Source organism: Brevundimonas sp. Leaf363 (assembly GCF_001424025.1).
In the GTDB taxonomy this organism is placed as follows: domain Bacteria; phylum Pseudomonadota; class Alphaproteobacteria; order Caulobacterales; family Caulobacteraceae; genus Brevundimonas.
In genome coordinates, this window is record NZ_LMPZ01000005.1 from 79,890 (window position 1) to 101,557 (window position 21,668).

Here is a 21,668-nt window from a genome sequence, read left to right on the forward strand (position 1 = left end):
ATGTCCGTCGCCCGATCCCGATCGCGCCTGCTGAACTCGACCGTCGCCGTTGCGACGGCGGGGGCGCTGGCGTTCGCGCCCCTGGCCTCGCTGGCCCAGGAGGGCGGCCGGGTCGCGGACCCCATCGTTATCCGCGTCGGTTCGACGGCCGAGTTCACCAAGGTCGAGTTCGCCGGCGTCATCGGCGCGCGCGCGCGGGTGCGGCGCGTCGGCCAACAGGTCGTGGTGCGCGTCGGCACGACGGCGGCGCCCGACGTTTCGCTGCTGAAGGTCAATCCGCCGCCGGGCGTCACCGAGGTCGAGACCCGCGCGGTCCAGGGCGGCACCGACATCATCCTGACGCTGGCCGAGGGGGCGGATGTCCGCAACGGCGCGGCCGACGGCTCGGTCTGGCTGAACCTCTATCCGACGAAGCCGGAAGGCGAGGCCCCGGCCACGCCGGCGGCGCCGGTCTCGGCCGTCACGCCGGTGGCGGCGCAGGTCTCGCCGGACAAGGCGGTGCTGACGTTCCGCTGGTCCACACCGGTGGGGGCGGCGGTGTTCCGGCGCGGCGGCGCGGTTTGGATCGTGTTCGACGCCGCCACCCGGTTCGACATGCAGAGCCGGGGTGCGCTCGGGCCTGCGGGCGAGGCGCGCTGGGCGACCGGACCGGACTACAGCGTGGTGCGCATCGACGCGCCGGAGAACATCTCGGTCACCGCCGTGGGCGAGGGGTCGAGCTGGACCGTCAGCCTGGGCGGGCCGACCGGCGCGGGCGGCGGCGTGGACGTCACGCGCGACGACGAGGGTCACCAGACGCTGGTGGCGCGCATGGCCGGGGCGACGCGGGCCATCTGGCTGACCGACCCGATGTCGGGCGACCGCTTCGCGGCGGTCACGGCGCTGGGGCCGACCAAGGGGTACGCCAACCAGTTCCAGACCGTGGATCTGACCGTCCTGCCCAGCGCGCAAGGGCTGGCGGTCGAGAGCCGGGCCGACGACCTGACCATCGTCGCGGCCGGCGATCTGGTCACCCTGTCGCGGCCGCGCGGCCTGATCCTGTCGCCGCCCTCGGCCGGTCTGGAGGCGGGCGACGACGCCGGCGACGCGCCTCGCAAGGCGGCGCACGCGGCTCTGATCCTGGACGACTGGGCCAAGACGCCCGAGCACGGCTTCAGCGCGCGCTACCGCGACCTGCAGGACAAGGCGGCCGAGGAGCAGATGCGCGCCGGCGACGATCCGCGCGCGCCGATCGAGGCCCGGATGGCGCTGGCCCGCTTCCTGGTCGGATCGGGCTTGGGGTACGAGGCGGTGGGCGTCCTGAACGCCATGGCCGTCAAGACGCCGTCCCTGCTGGGCGAGCCGGAGCTGCGCGGCCTGCGCGGGGTCGCCCGCGCCCAGGTCGGCCGCTATGACGAGGCTCAGGTCGATTTCTCGGCCGCGACCATCACCGACGATCCGGCGACGCAGGTCTGGCTGGGGTATCTGGCGACCCAGCATGGCGACTGGGAGGCGGCGCGCCGCGCCTTCACCGCCGGCGCCGGCGTCATCGACCAGTTTCCGACGTCGTGGCGCGCCCGCTTCGGCGCCGCCCACGCCATGGCCGCCATCGAGACCGGCGATCTGGACGCGGCGCGGGCGCTGCTGGCCTACAGCTTCAGCCAGAACGCCTCGGCCCCCGACCAGCTGGAGGCGCGGCTGGTGCAGGCCCGCCTGTTCGAACTGGAAGGCCAGGGCGACCGGGCGCTGGCGGTCTATACGGCCGTCGGCCGCGCCCCGCTGGACGGCATCGCCACGCCGGCCAAGCTGGCCGTCGTGCGCATGAAGCTGGCTCGCCAGGCGATGAAGCCGGATGAGGCGGCGGCGCAGCTGGAAAGCCTGAAGTGGCGCTGGCGCGGCGACGCGACCGAGCTGACGGTGATCCGCACCCTGGGCAGCCTCTATCTGTCCCAGGGCCGATACCGCGAGGCGCTGGAGACGCTGCGCGGCGCCGGCAAGCGGATGGCCGACCTGCCGGGGGCGGCGGATCTGCAGGCCGATCTGGCCAACGCCTTCCGCGCCCTGTTCCTGGAAGGCGCGGCCGACGGGCTGCAGCCGGTGCAGGCGCTGGCGCTGTTCTTCGACTTCCGCGACCTGACGCCGCTGGGCGCCGACGGCGACGAGATGGTGCGGCGTCTGGCGCGCCGCCTGATCGACGTCGACCTGCTGACCCAAGCGGCCGAGCTGCTGAAATATCAGGTCGACAGCCGGCTGGACGGCGTCGCCAAGGCGCAGGTCGCGACCGACCTGGCCACCGTCTATCTAATGAACCGCCAGCCGGAGCAGGCGCTGCAGACCATCTGGGCGTCGCGCACCACCCTGCTGCCGACGGCGCTGAATACCGAGCGACGCGCGCTGGAGGCGAGGGCGCTGTATGACCTCGGCCGCTTCGACCATGCGCTGGAGGTGCTGGACCGTGACCAGTCGCCCGAGGCTCGCGCCGTGCGCGCGGAGATCGCCTGGAAGCAGGCGAAGTGGGCCGACGCAGGCGCCCTGTACGAAGGCCTGCTGGGCGACCGCTGGAAGACGCCGGGCACGCCGCTGGCGCCCGAGGAGGAGGTTCGGCTGATCCGCGCCGGAGTGGGCTGGTCGCTGGCTCACGACGACGTGGCGCTGGCCCGCCTGTCGCGCGCCTACGCCCCGCTGGTGCAGACGGCGCGGCGCAAGGACGCCCTGCGCATCGCCCTGGCCGACCAGATCGACAGCCCCGGCACCGTCGCCTCGGTCACCGCCCAGGCCGACGCCTTCACCGGCTGGGTCGCTGCGATGAAGACCCAGTTCCGGCAAGAGACGGCGAAGCCGTAGAGGCCTTCGATCCTCCACCGTGAAGCGCAGCGAAACGGGGGAGGGGGACCGCGCGAAGCGTGGTGGAGGGGGCGAGGGCATCCGCGCCATCTCAATTCAGCGCTCAACCCAGCCTTCGCCCCCTCCACCACTTCGTGGTCCCCCTCCCCCGCTGCGCGGTGGAGGATCTTGAAACGCAAAACGGGCGGGACCGCGCTGCGCGATCCCGCCCGTCTGTTTCAGTCCGTCAGCCGGCGCGTGGCCGGCGGAGCGGCTTAGCCGTTGACGGCGTCCTTCAGGGGCTTGGAGACCCGGAAGCGGACGGCCTTGGAGGCGGCGATCTTGATGGTCGCGCCGGTGGCCGGGTTGCGGCCTTCGCGAGCGGCGCGGGCGGCGGTGTCGAACACGCCCAGGTTGGAGATGCGGACGTCGCCGCCCGACTTCAGGCTGGCGTGGATCTGCTCGACCAGCGAGGTCAGAACGCGGCCGGCGTCAGCTTGGCTGACGTTGGCGTCCTTGGCGACGGCGGCGATGAGTTCGGCTTGAGTGGTCATATGGGTCGTTTCCCGTAAGCCGCCCGATGATTCCCGGGCGAAGACCGGCGGATCAACACGCTTTTCTGGGGACTTGGCAAGCGACTTTGGCCCGCAAACCCCCACCGCTTGGGGATTCAGCCCGTACCGGAGGCTCTCTGGAAGCTCTCGACCAGGCTTCCGCACACCAGCCGCCAGCCATCCACCAGCACGAAAAAGATCAGCTTGAAGGGCAGGGAGACGACCACCGGCGGCAGCATCATCATACCCATGGACATCAGCACGCTGGCCACCACCAGATCGATCACAAGAAACGGAACGAAAAGAAGAAATCCGATTTCAAAGGCCCGCTTCAACTCGCTGATCATGAAGGCCGGAGTGACCACCCGGATGGGCAGGTCCTGCAGTTCCGTGCCGGCCTCGACTTGGGACAATCGGGTGAAGAGTGCGAGGTCGGATCGATCCACCTGAGCGAGCATGAAGGTTTTCACCGGCTCGGACGCCGCATCGAACGCCTGGGGCAGCTCCATCTGCTGATCCATCAGGGGGCGGATGCCCGAATCATAGGCGTCCTGCCAGGTCGGGGCCATGACGATGGCGCTGAGGAACAGGGCCAGGGAGACCAGAACGGCGTTCGGCGGCGAGGCTGTCAGGCCCAGCGCGGTCCGCAGCAGCGACAGCACGACGACGATGCGCACGAAGCTGGTGGTCATGATGACGATGGACGGCGCCAGCGACAGAACGGTCATCAGGCCGACCAGCTGGACCACACGCTCGGTCAGGCCGGCGCCGGTGCCCAGATCGACGTTGATGGCCGATCCGGTCGCGGCGGCCTGCGCCGCCTCCTGCGCCAGGGCGCCGATGGGCCAGAGCAGACAGGCCAGGGTGGTGAACAGCGACAGCCAGGCGGCGCGCTTGAGTTCGGCGCCGGTGGGGGTCGACCACAGCTTCTCCCTCCCCGTCCCGGGGAGGGCGGGCCGCGCAGCGGCCGGGTGGGGACGGCCCGGCCGGGCATCTACAGCGCTCGCCTTGCGAGGCCGCCCCCACCCCGACGCCTTCGGCGTCATCCCTCCCCGGGACGGGCAGGGAGAAGCGTCGCGCTGGCTCACGTCCGCACCTGCCGCGGCTCGATCAATTCGCGCCCTTCGCCCAGCAGCAGCAGCCGCTCCTCGTCGTCGATCCGCACCAGGACCAGACGCCGCGCGGGGTCCAGCACCAGGGTTTCGACCACGGTCAGACGGCGCTCGCCCCGATCCGCCTGCAGGCGCGCCATCAGCTGGGGCGCATAGCGGCGCGCGGCCCAGGCGCACAGGCCGATGATGCCCAGCACGAAGGCCAGGCCGAAGATCGCGCGCGCCAGGTCGAGGAAGTTCATGGCGCCCAGCGTTGACCATCGTGGTTAACGCCGCGTTGAGATAACCCCCCGTTAACCACGCAGGCGGCATTTTCTGCCGTGTCAGGCGCGATCCGCGCGCCCGCGAGGACCGATCATGTCGATCGCCGATCTTCCGCTGCTGTCGCAGATCAAGGGCCGCCTCGGCTGGCTGGACGAGCGTCAGCGCGTCATCGCCCAGAACGTCGCCAACGCCGACACGCCCGGATACGTCGCCCGCGACATCAACCAGCCGACCGACTTCGCCGCCGCCCTGAACGGCGGGGGCGGCGGGCTGCAGATGACCCGCACCAGCGCCAGCCACATCGCGCCGTCCGGCCCCCAGGCCCGCTTCACCAGCGTGAAGGCCCCGGATTCGGAGACCACGCTGGACGGCAACTCCGTCGTCGTCGAGGAGCAGATGCTGAAGATGGCCGAGAGCCGCATGGCCTATGACGCCGCCATCGGCTTCTACCAGAAGAGCCTGTCGATGATCCGCATGGCCGCCCGGGCTCCCGGCCGGTGATGGAGCGCTAGGCCATGTCCGATCCGATCCCGCCCAGAAATCCGGCCATGGCCGTCGCCGCCACCGCCCTGCGCGCCCAGCAGTCGCGCATGCGGATCATCGCCGAGAACATCGCCAACGCCCAGTCGACCGCCGATACGGCCGGCGGCGCGCCCTATCGTCGTCAGATGCCGATCTTCCAGTCGCAGGAGGTGGACGGCGCCACGGGGGTGGCCCTGGCCGAGGTGCGGCCCGACCAGGCGCCGTTCCGCATGGAATACGACCCATCCCATCCGGCGGCGAATGCCCAGGGCTATGTTCAGCGGCCCAACGTCGACACCCTGGTCGAGGCGATGGACATGCGCGAGGCGCAGCGCGCCTATGAGGCCAACCTGAACGTGATCGAGACGGCGCGCGCGATGGAGCAGCGCACCCTCGACCTGCTGAAGCGATAGGGGAGGCTAGGCCATGAACCCGATGATGGCGGCCCGCGCGTATCAGGCGGTTCAGGGCGGATCAGGCCTGCCCAGCCCCACCGGCGGCGCCGGCCAGGTCCAGGGCGCGGGCTTCGGGGACATCCTGCAGAACGTCATGGGCGACATGACCCAGGCGTCCAAGGCGGCCGAAACCCAGATGACCAGCGCCGTCCAGGGCCAGGGCAGCCTGATCGACGTGGTCACGGCGGTGTCCTCGGCCGAGGCGTCGCTGGAAACCGTCATGGCCGTCCGCGACCAGGTCATCGCGGCCTATCAGGAAATCATGCGGATGCCGATCTGACGGAACAGGGCGTGGCTCGGCCGGTTCAGAGAGAACCGAAGGAGGCGTTCATGCTCAAGGATTTCGACGCCGTCGCCATCATCGCCGTCAGCGACACCGAGCGTGCCCGCGTCTTCTACACCGACGTTCTGGGCCTGGATGCGCCCGAGGACGGCCCCGGCGGGTCGCTGGCATTCAAGACGGGCGGCGTCACGCTGCTGGTCTATCCGTCCGAGTTCGCCGGCACGAACAAGGCCAACGCCGTGGTCTTCGGCGTCGAAGGGATCGAGGCCATCGTCGCCGCCCTTCAGGCCAAGGGCGCCGCGTTCGCCACCTATCCCGCGATGGGCATGACGATGGACGGGCCGATCCACGTCTCGGGGGAGGTCAAACTGGTCTGGGTCAAGGACCCGGACGGCAATCTGATCCATCTGAACCAGGGCATGGGCTAACCTTCCAGCGACACGACCGGGCCGATCCGCGACGGCTGGCGTCCGTTGCGCTTGAACCAGGCGCGGATGTGGTTCTGCAGCGGGTTGTCGATCAGATAGTGGAAGGCGAAGGCGGCCACGAAGGCGGCCATGACGCCCATGCCCCATATAACCCACTGCACCGGCGCCGACAGATTGAAGCGCACAATCAGGGCCTCGGCGCCGGCGAACCAGATGATGCGCGTGACCTCGTTGGTGATGAACATCGAAAAGCTGACCATCGCCGCCTGTTCGATCCAGCGGTTGGGCTTGGTCACCGGAATGGCGCCGGCCGCCAGGATGATCAGGCTGATTAGGGTCAGGGCGATCAGCGCATGCTTGTCGTGCAGTTCGACCAGCAGCAGTGCGGCCGCCGCGAGCATGCCGGTCCAGCCCGCCAGCTTAGGATTGATCCACACCGTCTGGGCGAACCAGGCCAGGCACATGCCCAGGAAGAACAGCGGCAGAGCGCGGAAGAAGCCGTACTGCATGGGCATCTGGTAGACGGGGAAGTCCAGCAGCATCCAGCACAGCTGATTGGCCAGCAGATAGACGCCGATCCCCAGCAGCAGCGCATTCCAGGCGCTCAGCCGGGTCAGGGCGCGCAGGATCCACGGGAATGCCAGGTAGCAGCCGATCAGGGCGGAGATCGACCAGCTGGGCGCGTTCCAGCCCAGGCCGCCGTGGATGCCGAACGCCTGGACCAGCGCCAGCTGGGCCGGCAGCTGATCCCAGGCGAACCATTCCGGATTGCTGGGCGACACGCCGACCGCGGCCGCCAGGACGATGGCGACGACCAGCACCCAGCCCATCATCAGGTGCGCCGGCCAGACACGCAGCAGCCGCTTCAGCACAAAGTCGCCGGGCGACATCCGACCGTTCCCGACCGCGCCGCCATAGACCCGCATCAGCACATAGCCGCTGTCGATCAGGAAGAAGTTGGTCAGCAGAAATCCGGCGCGCTCGAAGATCGGATTGACGATCTCGGCCAGCGGATGGGGGCCATAGGCCTGGAAGTGATGCAGGATGATCAGACCGGCGACGATGAAGCGCAGCGCGTCCAGCCAGCCGCCGCGCGCGATGGGCGGCGTTTCCCGCCGACCGATGATCTGTGACCAAGCCTGTGTCATTTTGCACCACGTCGAGATGACTCAAGGCGTGCGCCGCAAGATCAGGTCCGTTCGGTGATCGGCGGTAATGTGTCGAAGCGGCGTGTCAGACGATCGGCTGCGGCCGGTCGCGGATCCACTGCGACAGCAGCCATTTCTCGCCGGCCGTCGGCGGCAGACCGGCGTGCAGGCTGGCCGGTACGGGCCGTCCCGCCGCATCGGTGTTGAAGAACAGCAGGGCGTCTCCGGCCCGCGCCTTGAACGACCAGTCCAGCTCGGGGAACGCCGTCTCGCCGCCCTCGTAGTCGTCGTTCAGGTACAGCAGGAAGGTCGCGGTCCGCTGGCCCTGTCGCGCCAGGGTCTCGGCCAGGGCCGGAGCCTCGGGGTCGATGTAGTCGTAGTGGGGCCGGTACTGCTGGCCGACCTGATAGTTCAGCACGTTGGGCGGCTCGAATTGGGCCAGGGCCAGGCCGCAGGCGGCGGCCATCCGCGCCCGCATGATGGAAATGACCACGTCCGTCTCCAGCAGGCCGAAACCGGTCCCTCGGCTGGTTCGGATCTCGTCGGTGCGCACCCCGCCGCCGGCCGCGTCATAGACCCTGAGCGCATCCAGCCGCCCTTCGGCCCGCGAACGGATCCAGGCCAGGACCTCTGCCGCCACGAAGTCATGGAAGACCCGGACACGCGGCGTCTCGTGCGGCGCCTGAGACGCGGGCGGCGTCAGCCAGCCCTTCAAATCCACGGAGCCCGCCGCGCCGGACAAGATGGCCCGCTGGGCCTGGGCGCTCGCATCGCCACGATGGGCCGCCTTGGTCAGCCAGTCGATCGCCTTGGGCCAGTCGCTCCGGCCCTTCAGGCCCAGTCCCTCGATCACGGCCATCCGCGAGGCCGCCTCGGCGCCCGTCTCGGCGGCCTTGGCCAGCCAGGCCGCGCCCTTGGACGGCTCGAACGGCGCGGCTCGGCCGACCAGCAGGCGCGCGCCGAAGGCGGTGGCCGCCTCGACCGACCCACCCTGGGCGGCCTTCTCCAGCCAGGCGACCGCCACGTCGTGCCGGCCCTCGCGGTCGAACAGCTGCGACAGGGCGACCTGGGCCGCCACATCGCCGCCCACCGCGCGGGCATGCAACTGCTGCGGCGTGATCGCCGTCACCCCCGGACCAGCCGCAGGAACTCCTCGCGCGTGCGGGCGTCGTCGCGCACCACGCCGATCAGGTGGCTGGTCGTCAGGCTGGCGCCCGGCGCATTAACGCCGCGCAGGGTCATGCAGCTGTGCTCCGCCTCAATCACCACCCCGACGCCGTGCGGCTTCAGCACAGTCTGGATGGCCTCCGCGATCTCGGCCGTCATCTTCTCCTGGATCTGCAGACGCCGGGCTAAGCCGCGCACCACGCGCGCCAGCTTGGAGATGCCCACCACCCGGTCGGTCGGCAGATAGGCGACGTGCGCCTTGCCCACGACCGGCAGCATGTGGTGCTCGCAGAAACTCACGAAGCGGATGTCCTTCAGCACCACCAGCTGGTCGTAGCCGCCTGTCTCCTCGAAGGTCTTCTCCAGATAGGTCAGGGGATCGACCTCGTAGCCCGAGAACAGCTCGCGATAGCTGCGCGCCACCCGCGAAGGCGTCTCCAAAAGGCCCTCGCGGTCGGGGTTGTCGCCGGCCCATTTGATCAGGGTCCGCACGGCGGCTTCGGCTTCGCTCTGGGAGACGGCTTCTTCGGTCATGGCGCCTACATAGCGAGCCGCGCGGCCGATGTGCAGACCCCGCTTTACGGCAGGTGACAAGCGCCTCCGTGAACCTACTATCACCGCATGTTCGAGGGGCTGGTCTTCGGTTGGCGCACGGCGGTGCTCAGCGTCGCGGCGGCGGTGGTGCTGCCCATCGCGCTGGGCCTGTTCAACGCGTTCCACGGTCGGCTGGCGGCGCGGACCATGGCGATGGCGCTGCTGGTGCTGGTCGGGGTGTTCACCCCGTGGCTGATCGGCTTCGCCGGCGCCTATGACAAGTGGCGCTGGCTGACCTTCCTGCCGGTCGCCAATCCGCTGTGGGCGCCGCCGCTGCTGTTTCTCTACGTGCATGCGCTGGTCCACGGGCGCTGGCCGGACCGGGCGTGGCGACACCTGCTGCCGGGCGCCGCCCAGTTCCTCTGGCAGGCGGCGGCCTTCGCCCTGCCGCTGGATCTCAAGAACGCCTGGGCCGACGCCAGCATGCCCGTGACAGGGCCGCTGTTCACCGCCGCCCTGGGCCTATCCTTCGTGGCCTACGGATGGATGACCGTCCGGCTGCTGGAGACTCAGCGCGGGGTTCTCGCCCAGCAGCGCAGCGACGACGCCCGCTTCGCCCTGCGGTGGCTCAATCAGGCGCTGGCGGCCGGCGCGCTTCTGGCCGCCTTCTGGACCGTCTACGGCGTCTGGGATGCGATCGCGCCGTTGGGTTATCAGGGGCTGATGGGTCTCTATGTCGGGCTGGCCGCCATCGCCGTCTATCTGGCGGTCGAAAGCTGGCGCCAGACGCGAGTGGCCTATCCGGTGCTGGACGCCCTGCCGACCCCGCCCGTACAGGCGACCGGTCGAGACTGGGCCGCGCAGGGTCAGGCCTGGGCCGCGCGGGTGCGCGCCGAGGACTGGTTCGCCGAGCCGGAGCTCAGCCTGTCCACCTTGGCCGCGCGCCTCGGCACCAACACGGCCTATCTGTCGCGCGCGATCAACGACGGGCTGGGCGTCAACTTCTCGACCTTCATCAACGGCCTGCGCAGCGAGGCGGTGGCCGCGCGGATCGAGGCGGGCGCGCAGGCCTCCCTGCTGACGCTGGCGCTCGACGCGGGCTTCAGCTCGAAGGCCAGCTTCAACCGCGCCTTTCTGAGCCGCTTCGGCCAGACGCCGCAGGCTTACCGCGCGGCGATCGCGCGAGGTCTCAAATCATGAAAATCGCCGCCGAGCCGTGAACTGCGACGACCCGGCGCGGACCGGCGCTCAGGGTCGGACCATCGCTGATGGAGTTCGATCATGATCGCGTCCCTTCTCTGCCTCGCCCTCTTCGGCGCAAGCCCGCCCACCGGCACCGCCGCTGTCGAGGCGGCGCTCGAACAGCGCTCGGCGCGTTTCGAGGCGCGGCTCGACCAGGTCGTCGCCGCCATAGAGGCCGACCTCGACAGACCGGGTCCGGCCGAGCAGCGCCGCCGCATCGCGCTGGCGCGGATCGAGGCCCTGCGCCCGGACATCGCCGCCTACGCCGCCGACGCCCGGGCTGCGTTCGACGCATTGGCCGCCGAGGAATCCGGGGTGCGGGCGTCGGAACTTCGCGAATACGGCGGTGCGCTGGTTCGCTATGCCGAAGGCCTGCCCGCCGATCTGGCGACCCAGGTCGATCGTGAACTGGCGGTGCGCCCGTGACGGCCCTGTTCGAACTCTCGCGACGGAGCCTGATGCTCGGGGCCGTGACCGCCGCCGTCGCCGCACCGGGCCTCGTGCGCGCACAGGCGGCGTCGGCGAGCCTGTCGCCGGACGCCATGATCGAGGACGTGCGCCTGCTGCGCCGCGCCTATGAGACGCTGCATCCCGGCCTGCTGCGCTACAACACGGCGGACCAGATGGCGGCCGCCTTCGACGGGCTGGAGGCGGACGCCCGAGCGCCGGTGTCGCTGGAGGCCTTCTACATCCGGCTGTCGCGCTTCCTGGCGACGCTAAAGTGCGGGCATTCCTACGCCAACTTCTACAACCAGTCCCGGCCGGTGCAGCAGCGGCTGTTCGAGACCGCCGACCGCCTGCCGTTCCAGTTCGTCTGGCTGGGCGACCGGATGATCGTGACACGCGACCTCAGCGGCTCGAGCGTCGCTCCCGGCAGCGAGATCGTCACCCTCAACGGCCGGCCGGCGGGCGAGGTGCTGGCCGGGTTGATGACCGTGGCCCGCGCCGACGGCGGCAACGACGCCAAGCGCCGCCAGCTGATGTCGGTGCAGGGCCAGGACGGCTACGAGAGCTTCGACGTCTTCTACTCGCTGATGTTCGGATCGCGGTCGCGGCACGATCTGGAGATCCAGGCGCCGGACGGGCGCGTTCGGCGCGCCGTCGTCGACGCCATCTCGCTGGAGGCCCGCCGCGCACAGCGGCCGCCGGTGGTCGACGCCGGTGGCGACACGCCGGTATGGTCGATGCAGCGGCGGGGCGACGTCGCCGTTCTGACCATGCCGGGCTGGGGACTGTACGAGAGCGCCTGGGACTGGAAGGGCTGGCTGAACGACCAGATGGACCAGGTCGTCGCCGACCGCGTGCGGCGCCTGGTGGTCGACATTCGCGACAACGAGGGCGGACTGGACTGCGGCGACGTGCTGGCCGCGCGCCTGATCGATCGGCCCGTCGTGCCGGATGTGGCGCGCCGGCTGGTGCGCTATCGCCGCATCCCCGAAGACCTTCGGCCTGTGCTGGCGACCTGGGACCGCAGCTTCGACGACTGGGGCGACGACGCCCAGCCCTTCGACGACCGCTACTTCACCCTGGCGCGTTCGGCGGACGAGGGCGGGGTGATCCAGCCGCGCGGGCCGCGCTTCACCGGCGACGTCGCGGTCCTGATCGGACCGCAGAACAGCTCGGCCACGTTCGGCTTCGCCCAGATGGTCAAGCGCGAGGGCCTGGCGCGGCTGGTGGGCGAGACCACGGGCGGCAACCGGCGCGGCATCAACGGCGGTGCCTTCTACTTCCTAAAGTTGCCGGCGACGGGGCTGGAGGCGGACCTGCCGCTGATCGGGACCTTCCCGCTGACGCCCCAGCCCGACGCCGGGATCGAGCCGGACGTGACGATCGCGCGCACGCCGGGCGCCATCGCCTCGGGCCGCGATCCGGTGATGGAGGCGGTGCTGGGCTGACGTCCACCAACGGTTAGCGCGGCATTAACCATGGGCCCGGCATTTTCTGCCGATCGGTCCCGTGGCCGACCGCGTGCGTGGAGTGAGCGATGAACGGTTCCGAGGTTCTGGACGTGGGGCGCGACGCCCTGTGGCTGACCATTCAGCTGTGCGCGCCGATCCTGATCGTCGGCCTGGTGGTCGGCGTGGTCATCGGCCTGTTCCAGGCCCTGACCCAGATCCAGGAACAGACCCTGATCTATGCGCCCAAGATCATCGCCATCTTCGTCTCCCTGCTGCTGTTCCTGCCGCTGATGGGCGCGCTCCTGGGCGGCTTCATGCATCAGATCGCCGGCCGCATCGCGAGCATGTAGTTGGAGGCGTATGCGACCACCGGCGAGATCTGGACCGGGGCGCTGATTTTCGCGCGCATCGGGGCGATCCTGATGCTGCTGCCCGGCTTTGGCGAAACCTATGTGCCGCCGCGCGTGCGCCTGTCGTTGGCGCTGGTCATCACTCTGGCCCTGTGGCCGGTGGTGCGCGGCGTCCTGCCGGCCCTACCCGAGAGCATGGGATCGATGATCGGCTGGGTCCTGCGCGAGGTCATCGTCGGGCTGATGATCGGCATGCTGATCCGCGTCTTCGCCGGCGCCCTGACCACGGCGGGCGAGATCGTCAGCCTGCAGACCACCCTCAGCTTCGCCCAGACCGCCAATCCGCTGCAGGCCCAGCCGGGCACGACCATCGCCACCTTCCTGATGCTGTTCGGCATCACCCTGATCTTCGCCACCAACACCCACCACCTGTTCATCGCCGCCTTGGTCGGGTCGTACGAGCTGATCGCGCCGGCCAAGCCACTGGTCGTCGGCGACTTCGCGACCATGGCGGTGCGGACCGTGGGCGACAGTTTCCTGCTGGGGGTCCAGCTCGCGGCGCCGGTGATCGTCTTCGCCCTGATCTTCAACCTGGCGTCGGGCCTGGTCGCGCGGGTCATGCCGCAGTTCCAGATCTTCTTCGCCGCCGCCCCGCTCAGCGTGATCCTGGGCCTGTCGGTCTTCGCCCTGTCGCTGGGGGTGCTGGGCACGGTCTTCATCGACCGTTACCGCGCCGTCGCGGCCGTCTTCGCGGGAGGGGCCGGTGGCTGACGCCGATCCCGACTCGAAGACAGAAGAAGCCACCCCGCGAAAACTCGAACAGGCGCGAGCCAAGGGCGACGTCGCCCGATCGCCCGACGTCTCGGCGGCGCTCAGTCTTCTGGGTGCGGTCTCGGTGGTGCTGGGCGCGGGCGGCTGGTTCGCCACCTCCATGGCCGAGGATCTTCTGCCGTTCATCGCCCGCCCGCACGCCATGGTCGGGGCGCTGGAAAGCGGCGCCGGCGTCCAGATCGGCGCCCGCGCCCTGTGGGCCGTGGCGCCCTTCCTGGGGGCGGTGATGTTGGCCACGATCATCGGCGGCGTGGGCGGCGGGCTGGCGCAGTCCGGGCTGATGTTCTCACCCGACAAGCTGAAGCCGCAGTGGTCCAAGCTGAACCCGCTGGAGGGGCTGAAGCGGATGTTCGGGCCGGACGGCCTGATGCAGTTCCTGAAAACCTTCATCAAGCTGATCGCCGTCTGCGTGATCTGCTGGATGGTGCTGAAGCCGCACGCGCGCGAGTTCGAGAACATGGCGGCGATGAGCCCCATCGCCCTCTTGCCGCTGGCGCGGGACCTGGCGATCGCCCTGATGGCCTCGACCATCGTCTTCCTCAGCTTCACCGCCGGGGCCGACTACATCTGGCAGAAGTTCCGCTTCGCCCAGCGCATGAAGATGTCGAAGGAAGAGGTGAAGGAGGACTACAAGCAGTCCGAGGGCGACCCGCACGTCAAGGCCAAGCTGAAGCAGATCCGCATGCAGCGCAGCCGCCAGCGGATGATGCAGAACGTGCCGACCGCCACGGTCATCGTCACCAACCCGACCCACTACTCGGTCGCCCTGCGCTACGAGCCGGACAAGGGCGACGCCGCGCCGATCTGCGTGGCCAAGGGCGTCGACGCCCTGGCCTTGCGCATCCGCGAAGTGGCCAAGGAGCACAAGGTGCCGATCGTCGAGAACGTCCCACTCGCCCGCGCCCTCTACGCCGCCGTCGACATCGACGAGACCATCCCGCGCGAACATTTCGAAGCCGCGGCCAAGGTCATCGGTTTCGTGATGCAGGGGCGCAAGCGGGGGCGGTAGCGCGGCCGCTCGAATTATCGTATATACGGCTATGAATGATTGTCTTCGATCCTTCCAAGGACGCCGCCAACCTCGACAAGCACGGCGTGTCCCTTGGCTTGGGCGCGCAGATGAAACTGGACGGGGCGCTGATCGTCCCGAGCCCGCGCGCCGACGAGGATCGGTCGGTGGCCTACGGGCTGATCGAGGATCGGCTATTTGTGATGGTCTTCACCGCCCGTGGCGAAGACCTCCGCGTCATCAGCCTTCGCAAGGCCAATGCCCGCGAACGGCGCCAGTACGACGCTGTGGAGGATTGAAGCCATGACCCATGACGACGACGGTCCCGAACTGACGGCCGATTTGGCGAGGTCGGCGCGGCGCGGACGCGACGTCCTGCCGGAAACCATCCTGTCCCAGTTTCCGCGCGGTCGCGGCCGCCCCAGGTCAGAGGCCGCCAAGGCGCCGGTGTCGCTGCGTCTCGATCAGGATGTCCTGGATGCCTGGAAGGCCACGGGCGCCGGGTGGCAGACCCGCATGAACGACGCCCTGCGCGCGGCGATCCTGCCCAAGCTCAAGGCGCTCTGATCGACGGCTATTGCATCGGCCGGGCGCCAGCCGGCGGTGCGCTCGGCTCCAACACTACGCCGGTCAGGGCCATGGCGCAGGCGATGACGGCGCAGGCGGCGGCGAGGCCCGCCACGGAGCGGCCGCCCATGCCCACCGGCTGCAAGGGCCGGACGAACAGCATGATCAACAGCGCCAGCAGCACGGTGACGGCCGGCACCGTCGCTCCGACGCCCAGAAACACGCCGTGGCTCCAGCCCATCAGCCAGCCGCCCATCACCACGCCCGCCACGACCGGCGGGACCAGCGACGGCCACCGCTCCAGCTTCGCGCCGATCAGAGCGGACACGGCGGCCGTCCCGCTGGCGACCAGCACCGGCCAGACGAACAGGAAGGCGGCTTGCGGCGCGAACGCCTGCGCCAGCGCGGCCAGCACCATGACCAGCAGGATCAGCCCCAGCCAGCCGCCCCAAGGCGGCCGCGCGTCGGCCTTGGGCCACAGGCTGAGGCTGGCCGCGATGACCGCTGCGCCGATCATTACGACGTCCACCCCGCCGACCAGCAGCACCACCCCGGCCGACAGGACGATCACCCCGGCCAGCACCCTGCGCCCGATCAGGTCGCGGCCGATGATGGCGGTCAGGGCGATGGAGGTGACCATCAGGGCGACCCCGGCCTCCAGCCACGGCAGTCGCCGCATCATCAGATAATAGCTCTCCATCGACCCGGCTCTTTGGCCCATCGGACCGGCCAGCACGCGGACCAGGCCCGTCAGGACGACGGCCGTGGTGATGGTCCAGATCCCGCCCAGAATGCCACCGCCCAGATCGGCGAAGGTCAGCCCCGACGCATGGCGCGCCCCCCAGGCCGCGAACAGCCACAGCACGGCCGCGATCCCCAGCAGCGTCCAGCCAAAGGCCGGCGCATGGCCGATGATGAACTGGCCGAAGACGTCGGCGTAGACGCGGTCGACCGTCGCGGTCGGCAGGGCTGGCGCACGGAGCAGCGCGTCGGTCGCCTCCAGCGCCTGCGATCCGATGTGCTGCAGCGACCCCTGGTCCAGCGCCTCGGGGGTCGAGGTCGCCGAGTGATACTGGCTCGGCCGGCCGATGAAGGCAAAGTTCAGGCCCGGCGTCCCCTGCTCCTTGGGGATGGTGTAATCGGTGCCGTTGGGCATGTTCTCATAGACGAAGATGGCCAGCGAATTGCTGTCCGGCCCGCCCGTCGCGCGGCGCGATGCGCGCTCGTAGACGGCGATGGTCTCGGCGTTGCCCCGGCCCGTCTCGAACATGGCCGCCCGGCCCCCGCCGCCGCGCGCCTCCAGGTTCACGACCATGCCGACGCGGGTGCGCAGGGGGTGTTCGTTGAAGAAGATGCGGGCGCCGTCCAGGCCGATCTCCTCGGCGTCGGTGATCAGGACGATCAGGTCGCGTTTCGCCGCGCCACGCGCCTTGATGGCGCGCACGCCCTCCAGAATGGCGGCGACGCCCGTGGCGTCATCGGCCGCGCCGGGCGAGCCGACGGCGCTGTCGTAGTGGGCCATCATGACGACGGCGGGCGCCGCCGGGTCGGCGCCGGGCAGGACGCCGATGAGGTTCTGCGCGACGGCCGGCGGCTGGGCGACGCCGCGCTCGCGCATGGCCTGAATGACGCGCGGATCCAGCGCGCCCGTCTGCACCTGCGGCGACAAGCCCAGGGCCGTCATTCGCGCCAGCAGCCGCTCGCGCACGGCGGCGTGCTCGGCCGATCCGGCCGGGTGCGGCGCGCGGGCGATCAGGCGCACGTCGTCCATGGCCCGCTCGGCCGAGAAGTCGCTGGCAGCCGCCTGTCGCCCCACCGGCGCCGGCGTCTGCAGTGTGGCGATGGCCAGACCCAGGGCCAGAGCCAGGGTTCCGATCAGAAGTCCTAGTCGCATCAGCTTCCCCCACAGGGCGCGCAATAGGGCGCGTGGCGGCGGCTTGTGCAAGCCTGCTCAGCGCCTCGGCGAGATCAGGCCGCGCGGCTCAGGCTGCGGTCGGCCTTGATGTAGAGGCCCGGCCGGCCGGCGATGCCGCGGAAGGCGACGGTCTCGCCCTCGGGCCGTTCGTCCAGCCCCAGGAACAGGCAACCGTCGTCCAGCAGCCGTCGGTCCAGCGCGTCCAGCAGCCGCGAGCGGCGTCCCGGCTCCATGTCCTTCAACAGGTGGCGACAGAAGATGACGTCGTACTGCAGGGTGTCGGACGGCTCGTCCAGCAGGTTGCCGCGTGTGAAGGTCACAGCCTGGCGCAGGGCCGGCCGGGCGCGCCAGCCGTCCTCGACCTGTTCAAACCAGCGCAGCATGGTCGACGCCGACAGTCCTTTCTGGATCTCGAAGGCGGTGTAGAGGCCGCTTCTGGCCTTCTCGATCGACCGGCCGGCCAGATCGACGCCCTGCACCTCGGCGTCGACGCCCGCGTCCATCGCCGCCATGGCCAGCGAATAGGCTTCCTGTCCGGTCGACGTCCCCGCCGACCAGATGCGCACGGGCCGGCCGCGCGCCTTGGCCAGGGCCGGCAGCACTTCGCGGGCGAAGCTGTCGAACACCGCCCGGTCGCGCCGGAACCAGGTCTCGCCGTTCAGCAGGGCCTCGATCACCGACCAGCCCAGCGAGGCGACCGGCTGATCGGCCAGCGAATGCAGCATCGCCTCGACGCTGTCGAAGCCTTCGCGTCGCGCGACGGGACCCAGCCGGTGGTTGGCCAGCTGCATCCGGTCGCGCGTCAGCCGATAGCCGGCGCGCGTCGCCATCAGGGCCTGCAGGCGTTCGAAGTCGGCCGGGCTCACGCCACCGCCCCCACTTCGGCGAACTTGGATTGCAGGATCTCGCCGTCGAACGGCTTCATCACATAGTCGTCGGCGCCGGCGTCCAGCGCCTCCGCGATCCGTTCGGCGCGGGTCTCGATGGTGCAGAACAGCACCTTGGGCTGGTCGCCGCCGGGCAGGGCGCGCAGCCGCCCCAGAAAGGTCAGGCCGTCCATCACCGGCATGGCCCAGTCCAGAAGGATCACCTCCGGCATGGCCCCGGCGCAGAAGGTCAGGGCCTCCGCGCCGTCACCGGCCTCGTCGACCTCGAAGCCGAGGCCCTCGACGATGCGCCGCGCGACCTTGCGGATGATCCGGCTGTCGTCGACGATCAGGCAGGTCCTGGGGTCCAAGGCGAGCGTCATCCCGTGCCGGCCCGCCAAACGCAGGCCGCGCGCATCGACCGCCCTTATCGGGCGCGCCGGGTTAACGAGCGGTTGGGATTCAGGCCTTTAGCGCGGCAGGCGAGCCGTCAGAACCACGCAACCCTCCGCCACGTCCAGCGTCAGCACGCCGCCGGCGTTGCGGACCGTCAGCCACAGCCAGTAGGGCTGGATCCACTGGCCCTGCAGCCCCTCGCTCAGCCGCTCGCCGCGCAGGCCGCTGGCGGCCTCGGGCTTCAGCCGGGCGCGGGCGCCGACGGCCTCTCCGATCAGCACCAGGTCGCCGCCTTCGCGCCGCGCCGTCACCGTCGCCTCCCCGCCGGTCGGCAGGGCGGCGTGGGTCAGATAGGCCAGGTTGACCAGTGTCCGCGCCGCCGGCTTGGAAAAGTCGGTCTCCTCCAGCACCCAGGCCAGGCTGGCCCGCCCGCCCTCGGTCAGGCCCGCGACCAGCTCCTTCAAGGTCTCGCCGGTGAAGCGTTCGGCCGTCGTCGCCGCGCCGAAGGCGACGCGGGCGAACTGGACCAGCGCCGTCAACTTGGTCGCGCTCTGCCGGATCAGCGACAAGGCGTCGTCGCGCATGTCCGCCGCGCTGGGATCGTCCAGCAGGTCCAGGCCCGAGACGATGGCGCCCGCGGGGCTGATGAAGTCGTGGCACAGCTTGGCCGCGACCAGGGCGGCCAGATCGGCGCCGTCGATGTTCAGCGGCTGGGCTTGGGCGTCGGTCATAGGCGAGGAGGCGTCCTGTTCGGGGTGGCGCCAAGCTGGGGTGATTTGTCTGGGGTTTGAACCCCGCCATGCGATAAGCCGGCCTCATGAGCGATCAACTTCAGGCCGACCTGGCCTCCGGCGCCCTGACCGAGGCTTTGGCCGACATCGCCGAGGCCGCCGGCCGCGTGATCCTGCCCTACTGGCGCGCCGGCGCCCAGGTGTCGCGCAAGGCCGACGCCAGCCCTGTCACCGAGGCGGACCAGAAGGCCGAGGCCCTGATCCTGACGGCGCTGGCGCGGCGGTGGCCCGGCGTGCAGGCGGTGGCCGAGGAGAGCGTCGCGGCGGACGGCGCCCCGTCGCGGATGGAGACCCGTCGCTGGCTGATCGACCCGCTGGACGGTACGCGCGGCTTCGTCGAGGGCCGGGAAAGCTTCACCGTCAACATCGCCCTGATCGAGGGCGACGCCCCGGTCGCGGGCGTGATCCACGCGCCGGCGACGGGCCAGACCTGGCGCACGGTCACGCCGGGCGAGGGGGCTGCGAAGCGTCATGCGGGCGGCGATTGGGCTCCCATCCATGTCCGGGCTCGGCCGGACGAGCCGGTCGCCCTTGTCAGTCTCAGCATCACCGAGGACGCCGCGCGCGCGCTAGCAGATGCGACCGGCTGCATGCGCTGGATCGCAATGGATTCGTCGCTGAAGTTCTGCCTCCTGGCCGAGGGCGGCGCCGACGCCTATGCGCGCACAGGCCCGACCTATGAATGGGACACGGCGGCCGGTCAGGCGGTGCTGGAGGCGGCGGGCGGGCGCATGATCGGGCCTGACGGGCGGCGTTTCGCCTACGGCAAGCCGGGCCTGCTGAACGGCGCCTTTACCGCTGTCGCAGGCTGATCAGACGGTCTGCCGGCTGGGCAGCAGCCTCATGGCGCGGTCGGCCAAGGCCGGGGCGCCCCAGTCACGGGCCGCGTCGGCGGCCTCGATGAGCACCAGTCCCACGCCCATCATCGCGGGCCCGCCCAGCGCCTGCCGCGCCAGCCCGACGCGAACCAGGCCGATCTGGTCGGCGGCCCAGTCGATCGGCGTCTGACCGACCGAAAGGCGGCGCTTCAGCTGCTCGGCCATGCTGTCCAGCATGGTCTTGTCGCCCGCCGCTTCAGCCGCCTCGACCTGCAGCGAGACCCGGCGCTCGCGCGCCAGCGCCCCGAGGATGGAGCCCGGCTCGGCGGCCAGGGCCTCGGCCTGCATCAGGGCGGTCAGCGAGGCCTGCGGATCGCCGGCGCGGGCGATCTGGATGGCGGCCCAGTCCAGCGGGCTGTGGTCGGGGGTGAACTGTTCGGCGGCGGCGTCGAACAGCACGCACGCCTGGGCGGCCGCCGCATCGTCGTGCGCCAGCGCGGCCAGACCGGCCAGTCCCGCCGCGCACAGCATCAGGGCCCGCGCGCGGGTCAGGGGCCGGTAATCCGGCGACGCCGCCTCGACCAGCAGGCTCAGCTCGCGCCCCGCCTGGTCCAGCAACCGCGCATCCCGCTGCAGCACGCCGCCTTCCAGCAGCAGGGCGGCGCGGTCCAGCTGCAGGTCCTCGGCCTGATCGCGGGGCAGGGCGTGGCGGCTGTCATGCTCGGCCGCATCCATCAGGGCGGCGGCGTCCATCAAGGCGGCCACGTCGCCGACCAGCCGTTGGCGACGCGCGGCGACCCGGGCATGGACGGCGGCCAGCTGGGCGCCCAGATCGCGCGCCGGCGGCTGCGTCGCCTCGATCAGGGCGCCGGCCTCCGCCAGAGCTTGCGCCCGCCCGAACAGATCGAAGTCCAGCAACAGCACCCGCACGCGTTCAATGGTCGTGCGGGCGTGGGCGTCGGGGGTGACCGCGCGGCGCGCCGCGTCCTCGGCGGCGCTCTTCGCCTTGTCCAGTGCGACGCGTCGACCGCTGCGGCGCGCCTGTTCGCGCCACAGGGCGGCGGCGCGCAGGGCGGCGTCCATCGGCTTGCGGCACGAGACGCGGCCGGCGTCCACGCTCTGGGCGCGCGCCTCGGCCTCGACCAGATTGGCGCCGATCAGCTCCAGCCAGCTCAGGTCTTCGCTCTCGCGCGCCTGGGCGAACAGTTTTCGCAGATCTCTGCCGAACTCGAACATCGTCAACCCTGGCCAGCCGTCCCGGTTCGGGACCGTCGTAAGCTCTCGCCCGACGCTCCTGCAAACGCGACGCCGCCCGTTGCGTTCGGCTTGGCCTTAAAGGTCGCTAACCCAGGTCGGGCGTCCGCCGCAGGCAGACCTCCAGCGCCGCCTCGGCGCCGTTCAGATGTTCGCTCAGGTCGCGGACCGCGGCGATCCGCTCGCGTGTCTGGTCGGCGTCGGCCGACGCGCCCGGGCGGCCCGCCGCCGCAGCCGCCTGACCGGACGCCAGCGACCAGTACAGCGCCGCATCGAACAGCTGCCGCCCGCGCGCGCTCTCGCCGCCCTCCAGCTCCGACGCCGCCTGCGTCAGCCCCGAGCAGCGCACCGTGTCCTGATAGGACAACAAGCCGCCGCCCGCGCCTTCCGGCGCGACCAGCGTCAGCAGCAAGGTGGCGATCAGATGCATGGACTCTCCGCGGCTCCACGCCCCCGCAGAAC

At 70.5% G+C, this 21,668-nt stretch carries 26 protein-coding genes; 14 read left to right on the plus strand and 12 right to left on the minus strand.

Annotated elements, in window-relative coordinates; genetic code table 11:
* Complete coding sequence (locus ASG17_RS14495) at nt 1–2,823, plus strand: tetratricopeptide repeat protein (protein WP_056105231.1); 2,823 nt, start codon at nt 1–3, stop codon at nt 2,821–2,823.
* A 254-nt stretch (nt 2,824–3,077) separates the two neighbouring features.
* Here the strand turns inward: ASG17_RS14495 and ASG17_RS14500 are convergent, their stop codons facing one another.
* From ASG17_RS14500 to ASG17_RS14510, 3 genes are all read right to left on the minus strand, one after another.
* Nucleotides 3,078–3,356 carry an HU family DNA-binding protein gene (locus ASG17_RS14500; protein ID WP_056105233.1) on the minus strand — a complete coding sequence of 93 codons (279 nt, stop codon included), beginning with the start codon at nt 3,354–3,356 and terminating at the stop codon, nt 3,078–3,080.
* A gap of 116 nt (nt 3,357–3,472) precedes the next feature.
* Nucleotides 3,473–4,402 (minus strand): flagellar type III secretion system pore protein FliP, encoded by a 930-nt coding sequence (fliP, locus tag ASG17_RS14505; RefSeq protein WP_156367892.1) that lies wholly within the window; start codon nt 4,400–4,402, stop codon nt 3,473–3,475.
* A gap of 38 nt (nt 4,403–4,440) precedes the next feature.
* A complete protein-coding gene (locus ASG17_RS14510) occupies nt 4,441–4,710 on the minus strand; it encodes a flagellar biosynthetic protein FliO (protein WP_056105235.1) in 270 nt (89 codons plus the stop codon).
* A 115-nt stretch (nt 4,711–4,825) separates the two neighbouring features.
* On the opposite strand from ASG17_RS14510, the gene flgB reads away from it, so the two are divergent.
* Genes flgB through ASG17_RS14530 form a run of 4 tightly spaced genes read left to right on the plus strand, consistent with a single transcriptional unit; the run spans nt 4,826 to nt 6,420 of the window.
* Entirely contained in the window at nt 4,826–5,233 is a 408-nt protein-coding gene (gene flgB / locus ASG17_RS14515) for a flagellar basal body rod protein FlgB (RefSeq protein ID WP_056105237.1), read from the plus strand.
* 47 nt (nt 5,234–5,280) lie between these two features.
* Nucleotides 5,281–5,667: a flagellar basal body rod protein FlgC gene (flgC, locus tag ASG17_RS14520; RefSeq protein WP_056105357.1), complete on the plus strand. Its 387-nt coding sequence runs from the start codon at nt 5,281–5,283 to the stop codon at nt 5,665–5,667.
* Between the two features lie 13 nt (nt 5,668–5,680).
* Nucleotides 5,681–5,989 (plus strand): flagellar hook-basal body complex protein FliE, encoded by a 309-nt coding sequence (locus ASG17_RS14525; protein ID WP_056105239.1) that lies wholly within the window; start codon nt 5,681–5,683, stop codon nt 5,987–5,989.
* Nucleotides 5,990–6,039: 50 nt separating this feature from the next.
* A complete protein-coding gene (locus ASG17_RS14530) occupies nt 6,040–6,420 on the plus strand; it encodes a VOC family protein (protein ID WP_056105241.1) in 381 nt (126 codons plus the stop codon).
* Here the strand turns inward: ASG17_RS14530 and ASG17_RS14535 are convergent.
* The 3 genes from ASG17_RS14535 to folE form a co-directional block, all read right to left on the minus strand.
* A complete protein-coding gene (locus ASG17_RS14535; protein ID WP_056105243.1) occupies nt 6,417–7,568 on the minus strand; it encodes an acyltransferase in 1,152 nt (383 codons plus the stop codon). The two genes, ASG17_RS14530 and ASG17_RS14535, sit on opposite strands and share 4 nt — an antisense overlap.
* A gap of 85 nt (nt 7,569–7,653) precedes the next feature.
* Nucleotides 7,654–8,697, minus strand: coding sequence for a 2OG-Fe(II) oxygenase (locus ASG17_RS14540; protein WP_056105245.1), 1,044 nt, complete (start codon nt 8,695–8,697; stop codon nt 7,654–7,656).
* Nucleotides 8,694–9,269: a GTP cyclohydrolase I FolE gene (gene folE / locus ASG17_RS14545; RefSeq protein WP_056105246.1), complete on the minus strand. Its 576-nt coding sequence runs from the start codon at nt 9,267–9,269 to the stop codon at nt 8,694–8,696. Before folE ends, ASG17_RS14540 begins: the two co-directional genes overlap by 4 nt.
* 87 nt (nt 9,270–9,356) lie before the next feature.
* Between folE and ASG17_RS14550 the strand changes: the two genes are divergently transcribed.
* From ASG17_RS14550 to ASG17_RS14585, 8 genes are all read left to right on the plus strand, one after another.
* Nucleotides 9,357–10,469: an AraC family transcriptional regulator gene (locus ASG17_RS14550; RefSeq protein WP_235560480.1), complete on the plus strand. Its 1,113-nt coding sequence runs from the start codon at nt 9,357–9,359 to the stop codon at nt 10,467–10,469.
* An 81-nt stretch (nt 10,470–10,550) separates the two neighbouring features.
* Complete coding sequence (locus ASG17_RS14555; protein ID WP_056105248.1) at nt 10,551–10,937, plus strand: hypothetical protein; 387 nt, start codon at nt 10,551–10,553, stop codon at nt 10,935–10,937.
* Nucleotides 10,938–10,969: 32 nt separating this feature from the next.
* On the plus strand, nt 10,970–12,406 hold the full coding sequence (locus ASG17_RS14560) for a S41 family peptidase (RefSeq protein ID WP_082496320.1): 1,437 nt from the start codon (nt 10,970–10,972) through the stop codon (nt 12,404–12,406).
* 89 nt (nt 12,407–12,495) lie between these two features.
* A complete protein-coding gene (fliQ, locus tag ASG17_RS14565; protein ID WP_056105252.1) occupies nt 12,496–12,759 on the plus strand; it encodes a flagellar biosynthesis protein FliQ in 264 nt (87 codons plus the stop codon).
* The gene (gene fliR / locus ASG17_RS14570) at nt 12,760–13,530 is read left to right on the plus strand and encodes a flagellar biosynthetic protein FliR (RefSeq protein WP_056105254.1); all 771 of its coding nucleotides are present in this window, start codon (nt 12,760–12,762) and stop codon (nt 13,528–13,530) included. It begins immediately after the preceding gene.
* Nucleotides 13,523–14,599 carry a flagellar biosynthesis protein FlhB gene (gene flhB / locus ASG17_RS14575; RefSeq protein WP_056105256.1) on the plus strand — a complete coding sequence of 359 codons (1,077 nt, stop codon included), beginning with the start codon at nt 13,523–13,525 and terminating at the stop codon, nt 14,597–14,599. Before fliR ends, flhB begins: the two co-directional genes overlap by 8 nt.
* Before the next feature lie 35 nt (nt 14,600–14,634).
* Nucleotides 14,635–14,898: a BrnT family toxin gene (locus ASG17_RS14580; RefSeq protein ID WP_056105258.1), complete on the plus strand. Its 264-nt coding sequence runs from the start codon at nt 14,635–14,637 to the stop codon at nt 14,896–14,898.
* A 4-nt stretch (nt 14,899–14,902) separates the two neighbouring features.
* Complete coding sequence (locus ASG17_RS14585) at nt 14,903–15,166, plus strand: BrnA antitoxin family protein (protein ID WP_200935097.1); 264 nt, start codon at nt 14,903–14,905, stop codon at nt 15,164–15,166.
* Nucleotides 15,167–15,173: 7 nt separating this feature from the next.
* On the opposite strand, the gene ASG17_RS14590 is transcribed toward ASG17_RS14585, so the two are convergent.
* The 4 genes from ASG17_RS14590 to chpT all read right to left on the minus strand — a co-directional run bounded on the left by ASG17_RS14590 (nt 15,174) and on the right by chpT (nt 19,074).
* Nucleotides 15,174–17,060, minus strand: coding sequence for a M20/M25/M40 family metallo-hydrolase (locus ASG17_RS14590; protein WP_056105261.1), 1,887 nt, complete (start codon nt 17,058–17,060; stop codon nt 15,174–15,176).
* 74 nt (nt 17,061–17,134) lie between these two features.
* Nucleotides 17,135–17,947, minus strand: a complete 813-nt coding sequence (locus ASG17_RS14595; protein ID WP_056105263.1) for a protein-glutamate O-methyltransferase CheR — start codon at nt 17,945–17,947, stop codon at nt 17,135–17,137.
* Nucleotides 17,944–18,330 (minus strand): PleD family two-component system response regulator, encoded by a 387-nt coding sequence (locus ASG17_RS14600; protein WP_056105265.1) that lies wholly within the window; start codon nt 18,328–18,330, stop codon nt 17,944–17,946. Before ASG17_RS14600 ends, ASG17_RS14595 begins: the two co-directional genes overlap by 4 nt.
* Before the next feature lie 87 nt (nt 18,331–18,417).
* Nucleotides 18,418–19,074: a histidine phosphotransferase ChpT gene (gene chpT / locus ASG17_RS14605; protein ID WP_056105267.1), complete on the minus strand. Its 657-nt coding sequence runs from the start codon at nt 19,072–19,074 to the stop codon at nt 18,418–18,420.
* Between the two features lie 86 nt (nt 19,075–19,160).
* Here chpT and cysQ point away from each other — a divergent pair, with 86 nt between their 5' ends.
* Nucleotides 19,161–19,946, plus strand: coding sequence for a 3'(2'),5'-bisphosphate nucleotidase CysQ (cysQ, locus tag ASG17_RS14610; RefSeq protein WP_056105269.1), 786 nt, complete (start codon nt 19,161–19,163; stop codon nt 19,944–19,946).
* On the opposite strand, the gene ASG17_RS14615 is transcribed toward cysQ, so the two are convergent.
* Together ASG17_RS14615 and ASG17_RS14620 are read right to left on the minus strand one after the other, a co-directional pair.
* Entirely contained in the window at nt 19,947–21,188 is a 1,242-nt protein-coding gene (locus ASG17_RS14615) for a hypothetical protein (RefSeq protein WP_056105271.1), read from the minus strand.
* A gap of 106 nt (nt 21,189–21,294) precedes the next feature.
* The gene (locus ASG17_RS14620) at nt 21,295–21,636 is read right to left on the minus strand and encodes a hypothetical protein (RefSeq protein WP_056105273.1); all 342 of its coding nucleotides are present in this window, start codon (nt 21,634–21,636) and stop codon (nt 21,295–21,297) included.
* Nucleotides 21,637–21,668: the final 32 nt, after the last annotated feature.

What these genes read in the sequence shown, in the direction of transcription:
- flgC (WP_056105357.1), top strand. Translation starts at nt 5,281, where the DNA reads ATGGCCGTCGCCGCCACCGCCCTGCGCGCCCAGCAGTCGCGCATGCGG.
- ASG17_RS14615 (WP_056105271.1), bottom strand. Translation starts at nt 21,188, where the DNA reads ATGTTCGAGTTCGGCAGAGATCTGCGAAAACTGTTCGCCCAGGCGCGC.
- ASG17_RS14560 (WP_082496320.1), top strand. Translation starts at nt 10,970, where the DNA reads ATGCTCGGGGCCGTGACCGCCGCCGTCGCCGCACCGGGCCTCGTGCGC.
- fliP (WP_156367892.1), bottom strand. Translation starts at nt 4,402, where the DNA reads ATGACGCCGAAGGCGTCGGGGTGGGGGCGGCCTCGCAAGGCGAGCGCT.
- ASG17_RS14500 (WP_056105233.1), bottom strand. Translation starts at nt 3,356, where the DNA reads ATGACCACTCAAGCCGAACTCATCGCCGCCGTCGCCAAGGACGCCAAC.
- cysQ (WP_056105269.1), top strand. Translation starts at nt 19,161, where the DNA reads ATGAGCGATCAACTTCAGGCCGACCTGGCCTCCGGCGCCCTGACCGAG.
- ASG17_RS14535 (WP_056105243.1), bottom strand. Translation starts at nt 7,568, where the DNA reads ATGACACAGGCTTGGTCACAGATCATCGGTCGGCGGGAAACGCCGCCC.
- ASG17_RS14580 (WP_056105258.1), top strand. Translation starts at nt 14,635, where the DNA reads ATGATTGTCTTCGATCCTTCCAAGGACGCCGCCAACCTCGACAAGCAC.
- ASG17_RS14600 (WP_056105265.1), bottom strand. Translation starts at nt 18,330, where the DNA reads ATGACGCTCGCCTTGGACCCCAGGACCTGCCTGATCGTCGACGACAGC.
- ASG17_RS14495 (WP_056105231.1), top strand. Translation starts at nt 1, where the DNA reads ATGTCCGTCGCCCGATCCCGATCGCGCCTGCTGAACTCGACCGTCGCC.
- ASG17_RS14510 (WP_056105235.1), bottom strand. Translation starts at nt 4,710, where the DNA reads ATGAACTTCCTCGACCTGGCGCGCGCGATCTTCGGCCTGGCCTTCGTG.
- ASG17_RS14525 (WP_056105239.1), top strand. Translation starts at nt 5,681, where the DNA reads ATGAACCCGATGATGGCGGCCCGCGCGTATCAGGCGGTTCAGGGCGGA.
- ASG17_RS14530 (WP_056105241.1), top strand. Translation starts at nt 6,040, where the DNA reads ATGCTCAAGGATTTCGACGCCGTCGCCATCATCGCCGTCAGCGACACC.
- ASG17_RS14555 (WP_056105248.1), top strand. Translation starts at nt 10,551, where the DNA reads ATGATCGCGTCCCTTCTCTGCCTCGCCCTCTTCGGCGCAAGCCCGCCC.
- ASG17_RS14590 (WP_056105261.1), bottom strand. Translation starts at nt 17,060, where the DNA reads ATGCGACTAGGACTTCTGATCGGAACCCTGGCTCTGGCCCTGGGTCTG.
- chpT (WP_056105267.1), bottom strand. Translation starts at nt 19,074, where the DNA reads ATGACCGACGCCCAAGCCCAGCCGCTGAACATCGACGGCGCCGATCTG.
- fliQ (WP_056105252.1), top strand. Translation starts at nt 12,496, where the DNA reads ATGAACGGTTCCGAGGTTCTGGACGTGGGGCGCGACGCCCTGTGGCTG.
- flgB (WP_056105237.1), top strand. Translation starts at nt 4,826, where the DNA reads ATGTCGATCGCCGATCTTCCGCTGCTGTCGCAGATCAAGGGCCGCCTC.
- ASG17_RS14550 (WP_235560480.1), top strand. Translation starts at nt 9,357, where the DNA reads ATGTTCGAGGGGCTGGTCTTCGGTTGGCGCACGGCGGTGCTCAGCGTC.
- ASG17_RS14620 (WP_056105273.1), bottom strand. Translation starts at nt 21,636, where the DNA reads ATGCATCTGATCGCCACCTTGCTGCTGACGCTGGTCGCGCCGGAAGGC.
- ASG17_RS14585 (WP_200935097.1), top strand. Translation starts at nt 14,903, where the DNA reads ATGACCCATGACGACGACGGTCCCGAACTGACGGCCGATTTGGCGAGG.
- folE (WP_056105246.1), bottom strand. Translation starts at nt 9,269, where the DNA reads ATGACCGAAGAAGCCGTCTCCCAGAGCGAAGCCGAAGCCGCCGTGCGG.